Origin of the sequence: Pedobacter albus, assembly GCF_036324255.1 — a bacterium.
GTDB lineage: Bacteria > Bacteroidota > Bacteroidia > Sphingobacteriales > Sphingobacteriaceae > Pedobacter > Pedobacter albus.
In genome coordinates, this window is sequence record NZ_JAZDQT010000002.1 from 201,920 (window position 1) to 218,263 (window position 16,344).

The following is a 16,344-nucleotide window of genomic DNA, read 5'->3' on the forward strand; positions in this document are numbered from 1 at the left end:
AAATCGACAAAAAATCCGACGAGGAATTTATTCTGCACTTTTTATTTGGAATAAATCCAAATAAACACCATTTTTGTAGCCGTTAATTGAACAGGTTTACAATGCAGGAAACACTTTTAATCCCTTCCATCAACTTTGCCGAAGTATTTAGCACTGCCGAAGGTGCTATCTATCAATCTGACAGCGAAAATTGCTGGTATATTGATTTTGCAGGCAAGTTGGCCCGTTTCGATTACCGTAATCTCCTCAAACTCAAAAAAGCGGTTTACCTTATCGACATTGAGGGCCTTTTGCTCAACAGCGATAAAAGTGCCGACGTAGAAATCATCTTTATCTGTGCCTGCGATCATTGTTACGTGCTTTCGCTTTTGCAGATCATCAAGCTGAAAGAACTGTTGCAAGGCGCCTTTACCATGCTCGAACTTAACCATATCATTTACGACCGCCTGCACCGTCTGGCCTGTTAATGATTGGACTTAGAATCTTTCCATATTGCCTTTAAATTCTTTGGGCCAACATATTAGCGCTATTTTTGTTATATAGTTTTACTCAAAGACCAAGATCATGAAAGACATTATGCGTGTAAAATGTTTGCTTTCTGCCGATATAGAAACTCTCATTAACCAACAGATCAAAAAAGAAGCCCACTCATCAGCTATTTACCTTTCTATGGCTTCGTGGTGCAACCAAAACGGCTACGATTTTTCGTCGGATTATTTCTTCAAACAGGCTGAGGAAGAAAGACAGCACCAGCTGAAATTCTTTAAATATGTACTGGATATGGGTGGTAACGCGGTTTCTCCAGAAATCACCAATGTAAAAGGCGAGTACAACTCTTTCCGCGAGGTTTTTGAAGAAGCTTTAGACCAAGAGATTGCCATTACCCAATCAATCAAAAATATTGCGGCCCGTTGCCACAAAGAACAGGATTATGTAACCTTAGAATTCTTAAACTGGTTCTTCAGAGAGCAAAGAGAAGAAGAATACAAAGCCCGTCGCGCCCTGGAGCTGTTCGACGTCATTGGCGAAGAAGGTACCGGCAGATGGCAGATCGACAAACATGTAGGCCAGATCAGCTACGACAGCGAAGCTTAGGCTATTATTTAACGAATAAAAGGCACGTATTGAAACAATATGTGCCTTTTTTGTTTTATATTGATAAAGAATTGCAAGGCCATGTCTAAAAAAGACAAAAAGAAGAAGAAAGACAAGCACAAATCGAAGGACAAGAAGAAGAAAGAGTGCTGCGAAAAGTACCTCCGGGGCAAGAGGTGCAAGAATTGCCCTATGGGGTGAACTCGGTTAAATTAACTGGGTTTCTTTATTAAGATCTTCCCTTTCGATACAGAAGACTTCAATAAACCAATCTTTTATAATTTCTTCTACCTCACGCCTATTTACTGTATTTTCTTTGCGTCTTACTTTTGTATAATGTTTGTTTGTTACGCTTTTGCTAAGCTGTCCAAGGGTTTCTAGAGCTAAATGATTGCCCAAGCTGTTCGAAAGGCTTAACAAAAAAATAGAAAGACCAAGTGCCACAAGCGCAATTTTCCAGCTAAAAAAGAACATCCCAAAAGAGCTTAGCAACAAGAGCGCCAACGAACAAGTAACCCAATAAGGTGCAACCAGAAGGTCAAGTTTAAAACCTAGGTGATTTTCTAGTTGCTTTACTTTGGATCGTCTATCTTTTTTGGGAAAAATCTCCGTTAATAATAGTTTTGTCGAAATCATATCAACAGGCCATCCAAATTCTTTTGAAATAGCTTGCTTAAGTTTATAAAAAGCTTGCTGACTTGTACAATCATCAGAATTTTCACCCCTTATCTTCCCTACTATAACATCACAAAACTCCCCGAAAGTCTTTACATGATTAAAATCACCATATACAAATTCAATTGAAAAGGAATTACTTATCTGGTCAAGTAAATCCTCAATATCTTCTAGATCAATATCTTTAAATAGCCCTTTGGGACTCATACTTCGTTTATTTATTCGAACTTAAGCATTAATCTAGAATATTATAGAATCAAAAAGCCCCAACTTTCGTTGAGGCTTTACTGGTGTGGTGCCTGCTGGAATCGAACCAGCGACACAAGGATTTTCAGTCCTTTGCTCTACCGACTGAGCTAAGGCACCAGCCCGTTTGGGATTGCAAATGTAGTTTCTTTTTTTGAAAGACAAAACATTTTTTCATATTTCTTTTAGGCTTTTAGCACAAAAACAGCATTTACACTCAAAATCAGCCACTTAAATTTCAATTCAAAAGCAATTCTATTCATATCGATTCTAAATTTTAAATTTTATGCTTGCATAATAATATTTTTTAAGCCTAAAACTTTTAACTTAGCCTAACCAAGTAGCAACATAAAAAATGATAGCACAAATCGTCTTCGTTATCCTTACTATTGCAGGCATAGCGCTCTTTAGCCTCAACGTACGCAAGGTTATCCGCAATATTAAATTAGGCAAGCCGGCCAACCGCAGCGACCAACCGGCCAAAAGATGGGCTACCATGCTTAAAGTAGCTTTCGGACAAACCAAGATGGCCGTGAGGCCTGTGCCTTTTGTTCTCCACTTGTTGGTTTATGTTGGCTTCGTGATCATCAACCTTGAAGTACTCGAAATCATGATCGACGGTATTTTTGGCAGCCACCGCATATTTGCTGGTCTTGGTGGCCTGTACAACTTCCTGATTGGCTCTTTTGAGTTCCTGGCCTTGGGCGTTTGGGCATCATGCGCCATTTTCCTCATCCGCAGAAATATCTTGAAACTGAAGCGTTTTAATGGCGTAGAAATGAAAGTCTGGCCAAAATCGGATGCCAACTATATCCTCATCACCGAAATCCTGCTCATGACGGCTTTCTTGCTGATGAACGCCGCCGATGCCAAGCTCCAAGCATTAAATGCCGAGCATTACAAAGCCGCAGGCGCATTTCCGGTAAGTGTTTACCTGCAGGGCTTGTTGCCGAATAGCGTAAACAGCTTGATTTTGATCGAACGTATTTGCTGGTGGTTCCATATTGTAGGCATTTTTGCTTTCTTGAACTACCTGCCCTATTCAAAACATTTTCATATTCTTTTCGCCTTTCCAAACACCTATTTCTCTAATTTGGAGCCTAAAGGCGAGTTCACCAATATGGCCAGCGTAACCAACGAGGTAAAAGCCATGCTCGACCCTTCGTTTGTTCCAGCGGAGGTAGCACCGGGCCGTTTTGGCGCCAAAGACGTAAACGATTTGAGCTGGGTAAACCTGATGAACGCCTATACCTGCACTGAATGTGGCCGTTGTACTTCGGTTTGTCCGGCAAATATAACCGGTAAGCTTTTATCGCCACGCAAAATTATGATGGACACCCGCGACCGTTTGGAAGAAGTGGGCAAAAACATCGAAAAGCATGGCGCTGACCACCAAGATGGCAAGTCCTTGCTCGACGACTACATCAGTCGCGAAGAAATCTGGGCCTGCACCAGCTGCAATGCCTGTACCGAGGCCTGCCCCATCAACATCGATCCCTTGGCAATTATTGTAGAGCTGCGCAGGTTTGCCGTTATGGAAGAATCGGTAGCTCCAGCCAGCATCAATGCTATGCTGGGCAACGTGGAAAACAACGGTGCACCTTGGAAATATTCGCCGGCCGATAGGTTTAATTGGGCCGAGGGAAATTAAAGCGGAAAGACTAAAGCTCAAAGACCAAAGTTTAAAGACTGAAGCCGAAAGGCTAGGATAAAAAAACTAAAGATTAAATTACAAGGGTGCTTTACACTAAATCGCCCTACGCAATACGAGATATGGAATTTAAAGTACCTACAATGGCCGAATTGATGGCCATGGGCGAAGAGCCTGAAATATTGTTCTGGGTGGGCTGTGCCGGAAGCTATGACGAACGTGCACAAAAAATTACCCGCGACATCTGCAAGATCTTGCACCATGTGGGCATCAAATATGCAGTATTGGGCACCGAAGAGAGCTGTACCGGCGATCCGGCCAAGCGCGCGGGCAACGAGTTCCTGTTCCAAATGCAGGCCATGACCAATATCGAGGTGCTGAATGCCTATAACATCAAAAAGATTGTAACGGGCTGTCCGCATTGCTTTAATACCATTAAAAACGAATATCCGGGCCTGGGAGGCACTTACGAGGTCATTCACCATACCCAATTGATCCAAGACTTGATTGCCGAGGGCAAACTGAAAGGCGAAAACGGCGAGAGCTTTAAAGGCAAAAAAATCACCTACCACGATCCATGCTACCTGGGCAGGGCCAACGGCGTTTACGAAGCGCCTCGCAAAGCCCTAGAGGTATTGGATGCACAACTGGTTGAAATGAAACGTTGCAAAGCCAATGGCCTATGCTGTGGCGCCGGTGGTGCCCAAATGTTCAAGGAGCCCGAAAAAGGCAACAAAGACATCAACATTGAAAGAATTGAGGAAGCCTTAAGCACCGAGCCCCAATTTATTGCAGCTGGCTGTCCTTTCTGTATGACCATGCTTAATGATGGCGTAAAGCTAAAAGACAAAGAGCAGGAAGTCAAAGTGCTCGACATTGCCGAGATTACTGCAAGGGCAAACGGATTATAACGGAGGTTAAAGGCGGAGGGTCGTAAGGCTTAAGCTACACCTGCCCTATTTCCATATGCCTTCATCCTTTCCACCTTCAGCCTTGTCGCCTACTTATTGCTGGCCACCAGCAAACTCTCGTTTACCTGCTTAAAGTTGAGTGAAAGTTCGTTCAGCTGTTCAACGTTGATGTTCTTGAGCGGAATAACCAGGTAAGTACCCATCGAATCGATATCGCCTTTTTTGTCGTTGCGGGTCTGCACAATAACGTCGTCATTTTTGGTGCGCAGGTAAAGTTCGCCCCGCTCCACGTTGCCGTAGTAATCCATGCTTTTTAAACGAGAGAGGTTAAAGGCAAAATATTCTTGCTTGCCATTGTTAAAAACCTTGCGGTAACGACAAAAACCAGTGTTGGTAACATTGATTTCAAAGCGCTTTACGTCCCTGCCCAAAGCATCATTATCATGATATTTGGTAAGCAGCTGCTGAATGGTTACCGTATGTTCTTCTGCGCTGTTGAAGCCAGAAAAAACGCACAGCACGAGGCAGGAAGAAAAGAAAACACTCTTTTTTAAGCTCAATGTAAACTTTTTCATCGTCGTTATGTTTTAACGTCAGTAAATTAAATAAAATGATAAATTTGAACTATGACTTTTTCTCCACAATCTAGAGTTTGGATCTACCAAAGCAATCGCCAGTTTACCGAAAAGGAAACCCAGGAAATCCAGCAGCAGCTGGACGCGTTTACTGCGCAATGGACTGCCCATGGACATCAGCTTAAGGCCAAGGCAGAAATTCGTTATGGATTTTTTATTGTTTTGATCGTCGATCAGGATAGTGCTTCGGCAACTGGCTGTTCAATCGATTCGTCGGTACGCATCCTCAAAGAAATCGAAAATACCTATGGCGTAGATCTTTTTGATCGCTTTAACATGGCCTACAAACTCGACGAGCAGGTTTATGTAAACACCAAGGAAGATTTCGAAACCCTGATCAGCATCAAAAAAATCGGACCGCAAACCATCGTGTTCAACAACCTGGTTCAAAATTTGGCAGAACTGGAAGAAAAATGGGAAGTGCCTTTGGAAAACAGCTGGCACAAATCCATCTTTGCCGAGCAGTTAAGCGCCTAAAAGGCCTCCAACCAACCGGTTTCCTAAACATTTTGTAGATATTTTTGTTATATTCAATTGAATCAACAAATCTATCTATGTCGCGCTGGCTCAAAATTTCACTCCGCATATTGGCTGTATTTTTTGTCCTGATCATTTTGGTATGGTTGGGTGCAGCTTATTACATCAACCACAACAACAAAAGCATACTGGCCACCATTCTCAAGCAACTCAACTCGAACGTGAATGGCAAAATCAACGTAGGCAGCATGGAAACGACCTTGCTTCAAGGCTTTCCAGGCGTATCGGTATCGCTCAAAAAAGTGCGGCTGCGTGATAGTTTATGGAGCCAGCACAAGCACGACCTGCTCAACGCCAACGATATCGACGTATCGCTCAACATCTTCTCGCTCATTGCCGGCAGCATCAAAATCAACAAAATCGGCATCAATAATTCGAGCATCTACCTCTATACCGATAGCACGGGCTACAGCAACACCAGCATGTTCAAATCGAAAGCGCAACCCAAAAACGCCGACAAGAAAGACCAAAAGGCTTTTCAGATCAACAGGGTTGATTTTAACAACGTGAATTTGGTGATAGACAACCAGCGTCGCTTTAAGTTGTTCCATTTTTTGGTGGATGAGCTGAAGGGCAGGATCGATTACCCGGATTCGGGTTGGAACGGCAAACTGAAACTCAAAACCATGATCAAAAGCTTTGCGTTCAACACCCGAAAAGGCAGTTTTCTGAAAGACAAGGCACTTGAAGGCACATTGATTGCGCACTACAACAACGAAACCAAAGCGGTAACCATCGACCCCGAAAGGCTTAAAATAGGCGACGACGACTTCTACATCGGCGCCAAGATAGATTTGGCCAAGAACGAATCGGCTTTTGCCATCGATATCCGTGCCGACAACATCCTGTACCGCAACATTTCCCTGCTCCTGGCGCCGAACATCTCTTCGAAGCTGCTCAAGTTTGCCATAGACCAGCCTATTGCGGTTGTGGGACATATTATAGACGACGGCAACAAAACCAGCAAAGACCCGCTCATTAACGTACGCATGACGGTTAAAAACAATACGGTAACCATCCCTTCCGGGCAACTGACCAACTGCAATTTTATTGGCACTTTTACCAACAAGGATACGGTTAGCCGACCTATTGGCGACGAAAACTCGACCATCAAGTTTTTTGCCCTAAGCGCCGATTACTACAATGCACCCATCAAGGTCGATACGTTTACGGTGGCCAATTTGTCGAGGCCCTTGGCTACTGGATTTGTGACTTCCCAATTCCCACTCGAAAAACTGAACAGTTCTATTGGTGGTGAAACCTTTAGCTTTAAGAATGGTACGGCCGACGTTAAACTGTACTGCCAAACCGATATCGACAATTTTAGGTTTACCAAGCCGGTAATTACGGGCAGCGTGGCCATTAAGAATGCCGACATTACCTACATACCCCGCAACATGAAACTGGTAAACAGTTCGCTGCTGCTCAATTTTAACCAAAAGGACTTGAACATTACCAACAGTCGTTTCCAGCTGGGTAAAAGCATCATCACCATGAATTGTTCGATACAGAACTTCCTCAACTTTTACTATTCCGATCCCGAAAAAATCCTGGTTAACCTGAAATTACACAGTCCGCAGTTGTACCTGAGCGAGTTTATTCCTTTTTTGGGGCCCAGAAAAGCGGTGAAACGCAAACCGGTTACCAAAAACTCCATCAAGGAAGTTTCTGACCAATTAAGCGCTGTTTTGGAAGCTTCGCGCATACAGTTGCAACTTCAGGTAGACAAGGCCATTTATAATCGCTTTTTGGCCAAAAACCTAACGGCCAATATCGCTTTGCAAGGCAATGGTGTTTTCTTTAACCAAATCAGTGTGAGCCATGCAGGTGGCAACATCAACCTGACCGGCAATATCAAACAGATGGGCGCGATCAACAAGTTTACCATCAATTCTAAAATCAGCAGGGTAAGCGTAAAGGATTTCTTTTATGCCTTCGAAAACTTTGGGCAGAACTCGATTACCAGCCAAAACCTGAAAGGCTATTTGTCGGCCAAGGTAAATGCCTCTGGAGGAATTACCGAAAAAGGCAACATCGTTTCGAGATCGATGTATGGGCAAGTGGTGTTTAATTTGAGCAATGCCGCGCTGGTAGGCTTTGAACCTATACAAAAAGTAGGGAAGTTCGCCTTTCCGAACCGGAACGTATCTAATATCGAAATTGCCAATTTAGACGGCACCCTAACCCTAAACGGCGATAAAATCAACATCAGTCCGATGCAGGTCAATTCGAGCGTGCTCAATTTCAACGTCAAAGGTATTTACGGCCTCAATTCGGGCACCGACATTGCGATGGACATTCCGCTGAGGAACCCCAAAAAAGACGAAAACATTACCGATCCCGACCTGAAAAAACAAAACCGTATGAAAGGCATTGTGCTACACTTGAAAGCGGTTGACGAAGAAGGCAAGCTCAAAATCAAGTGGAATAAGAACCATGATTAGTAGGCGGAAGGAAGATGGCTGAAAGACTAAAGACCAAAGCTTAAAGGAGGGATATTGTAAAGCTGAAAGGCTAGAAAGTTGGAATGTTAGCAAACGCTATACGCACTACTAAGTTGAAAGATGAAAGACCAAAGCTCAAAGGAGGGATATTGTAAGGTTGAAAGGTTAGAAAGTTGACAAACGCTATACGCATTACTAAGCTGAAAGATGAAAGACCAAAGCTTAAAGAGGACATTATAAAGTTAAAAGGTTAGAAAGTTGGCAAACGCTATACGCATTACTCCATACGCTATTCGCATGACGTTCTACTAGCGCAAAGCTAAAAATCCAATGGTCCAAGTCGGCGCATATTACGCATAATCAGGTATTGACGGTGCCTGATGTAGCCAGTTGGCTTGGCGGGTGTCCAACGCAAGGGATTTGGAAAACAGGCGGCGATTAAAGCGGCTTCGCTCCTGCTCAGGTTCTTGCACGATTTATGGTAATAGGCTTGCGAAGCGGCTTCGGCACCATAAATGCCATCGCCCATTTCTATCACGTTGAGATAGACCTCCAAAATGCGTTCCTTACTCCACAACAACTCAATCAGCAGGGTAAAATAGGCTTCAAATGCCTTGCGCACGTAAGATCTTCCCGGCCAGAGAAATACGTTCTTGGCGGTTTGTTGCGAAATGGTACTTCCCCCTTTTACTTTTTTACCCTTGGCATTGCTGGCATAGGCTTTTTCTATGGCATTGATATCGAAACCCATGTGCTTTAAGAAAAGTTGGTCTTCGGCAGATACCGCAGCCCTTTTCATGTTGTCGGAAATGTCTTCAAATTTCACCCATTTCTTTTCGGTCTTGGCAGGTTTGCCATCGGCCTTGCGCTCCATATTGCGTTGCACCATCAGCAAGGTAATTGGCGGATTGATAAAACGATAGGCCAAAACCCAAATCACCGAGAACAGAAAGAACCACAGCGCAATTTTGCCCACCATGATTCCGATACGCTTCATTAACGAAGCTTTGCCCCGACCTGTAGATTTCGTTTTGCTTTTTGCCATGAACACAAAGGTAGAAGAAATTGCCTAAAGTATTTTGCCGACCGACCGAATCAGCTCCTATCCACATTATTTAGTTGAGGTCGGGATTTTGATTACTTCCCGACCTACTTGTATCTTTTAAAGGCCTCCGTGGCCACGGTAAAGCTTCAATGGGCCATCCAGTTTCAGCTTAAGCACCGTAACATATTCGTCCTGCACATTTGCCGGCACCGGAATATAAACCAGGCCAGGTACGGTGCTCCACGAAATCTTGCCCACGATCTTTGGAGTTAGGGTGGCTCCGTTTCCAACCACGGTTATCTTTTCTATCTTATTCTGCAAGCCACGAACCGTAATTTGTCCAGACACTTTGCTAGGCAGGAACAGGTATACCGTCGTAGAATCTTTTGACAGGGTTGAAGGGCCATAGAAATGTCCTTGTGGCAAACCAGCTACGGTACCAAACACCGCTTCGCCATGTTTCTTGTTCCACTTGCCCAGCTCTTTCAAAATGTGCACCTGTTCTTCCTGCATGGTTCCATCGGCTTTGGGGCCAATATCCAACAGCATATTGCCTCCATTTGATATCACATCGGCAAAAATGCTGATTACCTCATAAGGAGTTTTCCAGTTATTGTCGTTCAAATGATAGCCCCAATTGTCGTTAGTGGTCATGCAAAGCTCCCACCAATTAAAGGCTGGTCGGCTCACCGGAAAATTTTGTTCAGGCGTTTCATAATCGCCATAACCCTGCAAACGACCGTTGATGATGGTATTCGGATTGTCTTTCAACAAAATCTGTCTTACTTTTTGGGCTTCCCATTCTTCGGCGCTGTGCTCCCAGTCGCCATCAAACCACCATAAATCGGGTTTGTAATTTTGCGAAAGTTCTCTCAATTGGTTTTGGAAGAAAGCACGGTAACGGTTCCAACGGGCATAGTCGTTCTGGATCTGGTAGCGACTGCTGTCTTTTAAAAAGCCCGGATAATCGGGATGGCTCCAATCCAGGATAGAAAAATAAGCGCCACATTTAATGCCGTCTTTGCGCAAGGCATCAAAAAAAGGTCTGATCAAATCTCTTTTCGCAGGGGTATTGTCGACCACACCATAATGCTTTTCCTTGGTGTTCCACAAGGCTACGCCATCGTGGTGCTTGGTGGTAATTACGCTGTATTTGGCTCCACTCTCTTTAATCAGATCGGCCCAGGCCTGCGGATCATAGTTTTTTGCCGTAAAGCCACTCAGCTGTTTCATGTAGTCGGCATAACCGATTTTCTTGTTGTAAAAGCTCCAGCTTTCGTCAACGCCGCCAACCGAATAAATTCCCCAATGGATAAAGATCCCTAATTTGGCGTCGGCAAACCATTGCATTTTCTTTTCAATTTCGGCCGGCTTGATTTTAGGTTGCGCCAAACTGGCCAAGGGCGCCAAAAAGAGGAGAAAAATTAGTTTTTTCATGGGTATAGGTGTTTGTTTTTTGATCGTTTTATTGCACTTGCAGGTTTCCCTTCAGCCTCAGATCTCTCGAGGAGCTTCCCACCATGATCCTGAAATCGCCGGGTTCTACAACGGTCTGCATTTCCCTGTTCAGCATGCTCAACAGCTCGGGCGTGATGTTAAAGGTAACTTGTCTGCTTTCGCCAGCCTTAAGGCGGATGCGTTGAAAACCCTTCAGCTCCATGACCGGTCTGGCCACCGAAGATAACAAATCGCGGATATAAAGTTGCACGACTTCCTCGCCCGCACTGCTGCCGGTATTTTTTAAAGTAAACGAAAGCATGGTGCTATCGGTCTTGCTCATCTGGGTTTTACTCAACAAAAAATTGCTATAGGCAAACCGGGTATAGCTGAGGCCGTAGCCGAACGGGAAAAGCGGTACGCCCGAAAGGTTATTGTAATCGTTGCCACGTCCTGTGGGCTTGTGGTTATACACCAAAGGCAGTTGGGCTTCGTGCTGGGGGAAAGTGATGGGCAAACGCCCTGCAGGATTGTAATCGCCAAAGAGTACCGATGCCACGGCATGTCCGCCCTCTTCGCCCGGATACCAAGCCGCACCAATGGCTTTTACTTTATCCATCCAGGCATTCATGGTAACGGCACTGCCACCCACCAAAATAACCGCCACAGGTTTGCCCGTTGCGGCCAAGGCCTGAATCAGTTCTTCCTGATGGCCCGGAAGCGAAAGCAAGGCACGATCGCTGAACTCGCCTTCGTTGATGCCTACCACGGCAATGGCCAAATCTGCTGTTTTAGCTAGAGAAACGGCTTCCTGTATTTTTGCTTTCCAATCGTTTTTAACCTCTACGTTCCACACCAATTTGATGGTTGCATCGCCATTGGCTTCATAAAACTCTACCCTGACTTCGTATTTCTTTCCTTTCTCGAAGCTGTAATCGGCCAGTTCGCTGTGATAAGATTGTTTGTTCCAACGGTTAACCACCAAACGGTTATTGATGTATAAGCGATAGCCGTCGTTCCCTTCTAATCCAATTTTAAAGCGACCCGTTTCGGGAGCGGTTAAAGTGCCTGTCCACCTTACGGCATAAAAATCTGGCGCCAGTTCGGGCGATGGCGAAAAAAGCGTCCAATGAAAATCGAGTTGTTGATCAATTCTGCTCATTGCAGGTTGGCCCTGCATGTCCATGTTGGCAAAGTAGTCGCCTTTTAAACCTTGTTGGCTTCCTGTATGCAGGTATTGCGCTGGAATGGTCACATAATTTACGGCATTGCGATCGGCACCCTGCGCATACAGCACTTTAGCCTGCTTGCCTGCGCGCTGCCTGATGCCTTCCAAAATACTTACTTTTGCCGTACCCGGACCGCTGTAGCCACCCAAACGGGCTTCCTGGGCATCGGCACCAAAAACAGCAATGGTTTTGACCTTCGGCGAAATAGGCAATACCTGATTTTCGTTTTTAAGCAACACAAAGGATGCCTTTCCGGCTTCGAGCGCTATTTCCTTACTTGTTTTCCGCAAATCGGTGTCTTTAAAATCTTCGCTTACGTAAGGATTTTCGAAAAGTCCCAATTCAAACTTGGCACGCAGCACCCTGCCCACGGCATCGTTAAGTCTTGCCGAATCGATTTTATTGGCTAAAAAAGCAGGAATGAACAGCTTATAATGGTTAAATTCTGTCTGAAAAATAACATCCAGGCCGTTGTTAATGGCATGTTCGCCACTTTCGGCGTAATCTTTGGCCGTATAGTGCAATACCACTTCGCCACCAACGGCATTGGCATCCGAAATGACAAAGCCGTTAAAGCCCCACTCTTTCTTCAGCTTGTCTATTAAAAGCCAATGGTTGGCAGAAGCCGCTGTGCCATCCAAAGAGTTGTAGGCCGTCATGATAGAACGTGCTCCGGCCTTTTGGATGGCCGCCTTGAATGGTGGCAAATAAACTTCGTCTAACAAACGTTCGTTGGCATGAATGGGATAGCTATCTCGTCCCCCATCGCCCACATTAGCTATAAAATGTTTAGGTGTTGTAATGATGCCCATTTGTTCGAACTGGCGCATAAAGGCTACGCCCATGGCCGAAGTCAGGAACGGGTCTTCGCCATAGGTTTCTTCGGTTCGGCCCCAGCGCACATCGCTTGCAATATTAACCACCGGCGATAGGATTTGCCTGATGCCCCTTTGCTTGGTTTCTTTTGCAATTTGCACGGCTACCTTGCGCATCAGCGTCGTATCCCAAGTGGCCGCCAAACCAATGGCCTGCGGAAAGGCCGTTGCGCCATCCCTCACCAAGCCATGCAGGGCTTCATCAAAAGCGATGATGGGAATACCCAACCGGGTTTCCTCTACAAAATATTTTTGGATATTATTGATCTTTTTGGCTACGTTAATGGCATTTTCGTCGGTACGATAGCTGAGCATTTGGCCACCTGCATCGCCTTTGGCACCCGCACTTACCTGAAAACCGAAAATGCCGTTTTTGTATTGACCGGGTTTGGCCTGATCCAAATCGCCGGGAATCATGAACAATTGCCAGAACTTTTCTTCGAGGGTCATTCGGCCCAACAGGTCCTGTACGCGTTTTTCGACTGGAAGGTTTTTATCTCGGTAAGGCAAAGACTGCGCAACCGATTGCATTGCACCGGACAACAAAACGAAAAGGAAACAGATACGCTTCATAGATTTTACAGACACAAGCATCAAATGCTCATGCCTTTAGCTAAAAGGGTTTAGGTTTGCTAAATATACATTATCTTCGTTAAAAACGTTTGCATCGATTTAATTCTCTAAAGGCTTAATCCAATGAAAACTCCTCAACTCAAAAGCTGCAGCAAGGGGCACCAGTTTTACAAATCGAGCGACTGCCTTTCCTGCCCGGTTTGCGAACGGGAAAACAAACCTCAAAACGGTTGGCTATCCTTACTGAGTGCACCCGCCAGAAGAGCATTGGAATCAAGAAATATCGATAGCCTGGAGCGGTTGGCCGAGTTTACCGAAGCCGAGCTTTTGAAATTGCACGGCTTTGGACTGGGCTCTTTACCCAAGTTACGCCAGGCTTTGGCAGATGCCGATCTAAAATTCAAACCGTAAGATTATGGCCAAAATCAAACCGAGCGACCAAGCACAAGTTGATGCCTTTATTGCCAATTTGGCACCCGAACTGGGTATTTGCATCAGCACCATCAGAACAGCTATTTTAGCGGTCAGCCCCGATATCGGCGAACGCATCAAATGGAACCATCCCAATTTTTATTACAAGGGCGCCATGAAAGATTCTGACCCGAAGGAATATAAACGCGAAATTGCGGTTTTTAACCTGCACAAGGGGCGTATTATGCTGGTATTCCCAAGTGGTGCTAAAGTAAGCAGCCCTTTATTAACCGGCGATTATCAAGATGGAAGACGTCTGATTATTTTCGAAAATTTGGTAGCGATTGAGGCCAGCCTCGACGAACTAAAGTCAATTGTTAAAACTTGGCTCAGCTTAGTAGAGCAATAAAAAACATTATGCCCTTGCTGGCATTATTCACCCGCAAGGTTCGATAAGTCTTAAAAATAAATTATCAAATAACGTTGGTGAAGAACACCAACTAAAGCAATGAACTGAAAGCAATTGTTGAAACTTGACTCAACTTGGTAGATCAATAAAAGGTATATGCCCTTGCTGGTGTTATTCACCCGCAAGGCTCGATAAGTCTTGAAAGTTAATTATCATATAACGTTGGTGAAGACACCAACGAAAGCGGTCAAAGATATTTAGCCGTCTTTGATGTTTCTTAAGTTCTTGCTGGTGTTCTTCACCTGCAAGACTAGATAAATTCTGAAAATAAATTATCAAAAAACGTTGGTGAAGAACATCAACGAAAGCAGCGAACCTAGGTCAATTATTGAAACTTGGCTCAGTTTAGTAGCGCAATAAAAAGTATTATGCCCTTGCTGGTGTTCTTCACCTGCAAGATTCGATAAGCCCCGAAAATAAATTATCAAAAACGTTGGTACAGAACACGGGCGAAAGCAGTTGCCATACATTTGCGGGTATCCCTTCCCCAAAAGCCTTGGCGAAAAAAAAGCCAAGCAAACAAAAAAGGCCTTTCCGATTATCGGAAAGGCCTTTTCTAAATAGTTATCATGCTTATTCAGCTACTACTTCGAAAGGAACTTTAACTTTCACTTCTTTGTGCAAGTTCAAGTTTGCGATGTACTCGCCAACCATTTTAGGTTCAGTTTCGAAAGTAATTCTGCGACGATCTACATCAAAGCCTTTAGCTTTCAATGCATCGGCAATCATAATGGTGTTTACTGCACCAAAGATTTTACCGGTTTCGCCAGCTTTAGCACCAATGCTTAGTTTAACGTCTGTTAAACGCTCGGCAATGCCTTCTGCATCTTTCTTAATTTTATCTTGTTTAAAAGCCGCTTGCTTCAAGTTCTCTGCCAATACTTTTTTAGCAGATGGCGTAGCCAATTGAGCAAAGCCTTGCGGAATTAAATAGTTACGTCCGTAACCAGGTTTTACCGTTACGATATCATCTTTCTCACCTAGTGATTTGATATCTTGCTTTAAAATAACTTCCATTTCTCTGCGCTTATTTTAATTGGTCAGTAACAAAAGGCAATAAACCAATGTGGCGGGCACGTTTAACGGCTTGAGCCACTTTACGTTGGAACTTTAACGAAGTACCGGTTAAACGGCGAGGTAGGATCTTACCTTGTTCGTTAACAAATTTCAACAAGAAGTTTGCGTCTTTGTAATCGATGTATTTGATGCCATTTTTCTTGAAACGGCAGTATTTTTTTCTGTTATCGTCCACTTTAGGAGCGGTAACATATTGAATTTGATCTTTTGCCATTATGCTGCAGCCTCCTCTTTCTTAGGTTTTTTGTTAAAAGCGCCACTGCGTTTTTTCTCGTTGTAGGCAACCGCATGACGGTCTAATCTTACAGTTAAGAAACGTAAAACACGTTCGTCGCGTTTTAATTCTAGCTCTAACTTGTTAATAATCTCACCAGAAGATTTGTACTCTGTAAGGTGGAAGAATCCGTTTGCTTTTTTCTCAATCGGATACGCTAATTTTCTCAAACCCCAATTATCTTCAGCGATAATTTCGGCTCCGCCATCTTTGATGATGTTGGTGAATTTGGCAATAGCCTCTTTCGCAACCTCTTCAGACAGCAACGGGGTAAGAACGATAACAGTTTCGTACTGATTCATTGTTGTTTTTAATTGATTTGTGATTTAATCTCTTTTCCGCTTTAAAACGGGATGCAAATGTAGCAATATATTTCTTAAAATCAAAGCCTTAATGCAAAAACAGAAAAGGCCTTTCAAAACAGGTGGGCCAATTTGGATTACCAATATATAAAAAAGGAGACCGTTGCCAGCCTCCCCTAGCCAAATATAATGCAGTTATTAAGTTTATTGAACCTTAACGGCTTCAACACCCCCTTGTTTTTTGTCTTTACAATAAAGGCAAGTTCTTTGGCATTTACCTGCGCAATGTCGAATTTCTTAACCAAATTGGTCTTCTCGCCGCAATAAATTGAAAGCAGTGATCCAATAAAACCTCTGGCAAAAACGCTCTTCCTACTTAAGGCAAGGCCACAAAACTGCCGACCTAGTACACAATTTGTGTAGCTTGTCCACAAAAGAAGCCTTTGCACCCAAATCAA

Annotated in this window: 16 protein-coding genes and 1 tRNA gene; 8 read left to right on the forward strand and 9 right to left on the reverse strand. The window is 44.1% G+C overall.

Annotation, left to right across the window (positions count from 1 at the left end; genetic code table 11):
• Window positions 1-101: 101 nt before the first annotated feature.
• Together VRU48_RS10675 and VRU48_RS10680 are read left to right on the forward strand one after the other, a co-directional pair.
• Complete coding sequence (locus tag VRU48_RS10675; RefSeq protein ID WP_330107913.1) at window positions 102-467, forward strand: hypothetical protein; 366 nt, start codon at window positions 102-104, stop codon at window positions 465-467.
• A gap of 97 nt (window positions 468-564) precedes the next feature.
• A complete protein-coding gene (locus VRU48_RS10680; protein ID WP_330107914.1) occupies window positions 565-1,095 on the forward strand; it encodes a ferritin in 531 nt (176 codons plus the stop codon).
• 207 nt (window positions 1,096-1,302) lie between these two features.
• On the opposite strand, the gene VRU48_RS10685 is transcribed toward VRU48_RS10680, so the two are convergent.
• Together VRU48_RS10685 and VRU48_RS10690 are read right to left on the reverse strand one after the other, a co-directional pair.
• Window positions 1,303-1,977, reverse strand: coding sequence for a hypothetical protein (locus tag VRU48_RS10685; RefSeq protein WP_330107915.1), 675 nt, complete (start codon window positions 1,975-1,977; stop codon window positions 1,303-1,305).
• An 86-nt stretch (window positions 1,978-2,063) separates the two neighbouring features.
• Window positions 2,064-2,136 (reverse strand) — tRNA-Phe (locus VRU48_RS10690).
• Window positions 2,137-2,371: 235 nt separating this feature from the next.
• Between VRU48_RS10690 and VRU48_RS10695 the strand changes: the two genes are divergently transcribed.
• Both VRU48_RS10695 and VRU48_RS10700 read left to right on the forward strand, forming a co-directional pair.
• Entirely contained in the window at window positions 2,372-3,667 is a 1,296-nt protein-coding gene (locus VRU48_RS10695; protein ID WP_330107916.1) for a 4Fe-4S dicluster domain-containing protein, read from the forward strand.
• Window positions 3,668-3,789: 122 nt separating this feature from the next.
• Complete coding sequence (locus tag VRU48_RS10700; RefSeq protein ID WP_330107917.1) at window positions 3,790-4,578, forward strand: (Fe-S)-binding protein; 789 nt, start codon at window positions 3,790-3,792, stop codon at window positions 4,576-4,578.
• A gap of 89 nt (window positions 4,579-4,667) precedes the next feature.
• On the opposite strand, the gene VRU48_RS10705 is transcribed toward VRU48_RS10700, so the two are convergent.
• Window positions 4,668-5,153 carry a hypothetical protein gene (locus tag VRU48_RS10705; protein WP_330107918.1) on the reverse strand — a complete coding sequence of 162 codons (486 nt, stop codon included), beginning with the start codon at window positions 5,151-5,153 and terminating at the stop codon, window positions 4,668-4,670.
• 51 nt (window positions 5,154-5,204) lie between these two features.
• Between VRU48_RS10705 and VRU48_RS10710 the strand changes: the two genes are divergently transcribed.
• A complete protein-coding gene (locus VRU48_RS10710; RefSeq protein WP_330107919.1) occupies window positions 5,205-5,690 on the forward strand; it encodes an ABC transporter ATPase in 486 nt (161 codons plus the stop codon).
• Between the two features lie 77 nt (window positions 5,691-5,767).
• Window positions 5,768-8,194, forward strand: a complete 2,427-nt coding sequence (locus tag VRU48_RS10715; RefSeq protein WP_330107920.1) for an AsmA family protein — start codon at window positions 5,768-5,770, stop codon at window positions 8,192-8,194.
• A 319-nt stretch (window positions 8,195-8,513) separates the two neighbouring features.
• Here VRU48_RS10715 and mtgA read toward each other — a convergent pair whose 3' ends face one another.
• The 3 genes from mtgA to VRU48_RS10730 all read right to left on the reverse strand — a co-directional run bounded on the left by mtgA (window position 8,514) and on the right by VRU48_RS10730 (window position 13,353).
• Entirely contained in the window at window positions 8,514-9,191 is a 678-nt protein-coding gene (mtgA, locus tag VRU48_RS10720; RefSeq protein ID WP_330107921.1) for a monofunctional biosynthetic peptidoglycan transglycosylase, read from the reverse strand.
• A 165-nt stretch (window positions 9,192-9,356) separates the two neighbouring features.
• Complete coding sequence (locus tag VRU48_RS10725; protein WP_330107922.1) at window positions 9,357-10,676, reverse strand: alpha-L-fucosidase; 1,320 nt, start codon at window positions 10,674-10,676, stop codon at window positions 9,357-9,359.
• 28 nt (window positions 10,677-10,704) lie between these two features.
• Entirely contained in the window at window positions 10,705-13,353 is a 2,649-nt protein-coding gene (locus tag VRU48_RS10730; protein ID WP_330107923.1) for a glycoside hydrolase family 3 protein, read from the reverse strand.
• 123 nt (window positions 13,354-13,476) lie between these two features.
• On the opposite strand from VRU48_RS10730, the gene VRU48_RS10735 reads away from it, so the two are divergent.
• Both VRU48_RS10735 and VRU48_RS10740 read left to right on the forward strand, forming a co-directional pair.
• Window positions 13,477-13,764: a helix-hairpin-helix domain-containing protein gene (locus tag VRU48_RS10735; RefSeq protein WP_330107924.1), complete on the forward strand. Its 288-nt coding sequence runs from the start codon at window positions 13,477-13,479 to the stop codon at window positions 13,762-13,764.
• Between the two features lie 4 nt (window positions 13,765-13,768).
• Window positions 13,769-14,173 (forward strand): DUF1801 domain-containing protein, encoded by a 405-nt coding sequence (locus VRU48_RS10740; RefSeq protein WP_330107925.1) that lies wholly within the window; start codon window positions 13,769-13,771, stop codon window positions 14,171-14,173.
• Window positions 14,174-14,806: 633 nt separating this feature from the next.
• Here the strand turns inward: VRU48_RS10740 and rplI are convergent.
• Genes rplI through rpsF form a run of 3 tightly spaced genes read right to left on the reverse strand, consistent with a single transcriptional unit; the run spans window position 14,807 to window position 15,886 of the window.
• On the reverse strand, window positions 14,807-15,250 hold the full coding sequence (rplI, locus tag VRU48_RS10745) for a 50S ribosomal protein L9 (protein ID WP_199140648.1): 444 nt from the start codon (window positions 15,248-15,250) through the stop codon (window positions 14,807-14,809).
• A gap of 10 nt (window positions 15,251-15,260) precedes the next feature.
• Entirely contained in the window at window positions 15,261-15,524 is a 264-nt protein-coding gene (gene rpsR / locus VRU48_RS10750) for a 30S ribosomal protein S18 (protein ID WP_199140649.1), read from the reverse strand.
• A complete protein-coding gene (gene rpsF / locus VRU48_RS10755; protein ID WP_330107926.1) occupies window positions 15,524-15,886 on the reverse strand; it encodes a 30S ribosomal protein S6 in 363 nt (120 codons plus the stop codon). Before rpsF ends, rpsR begins: the two co-directional genes overlap by 1 nt.
• Window positions 15,887-16,344 lie beyond the last annotated feature (458 nt).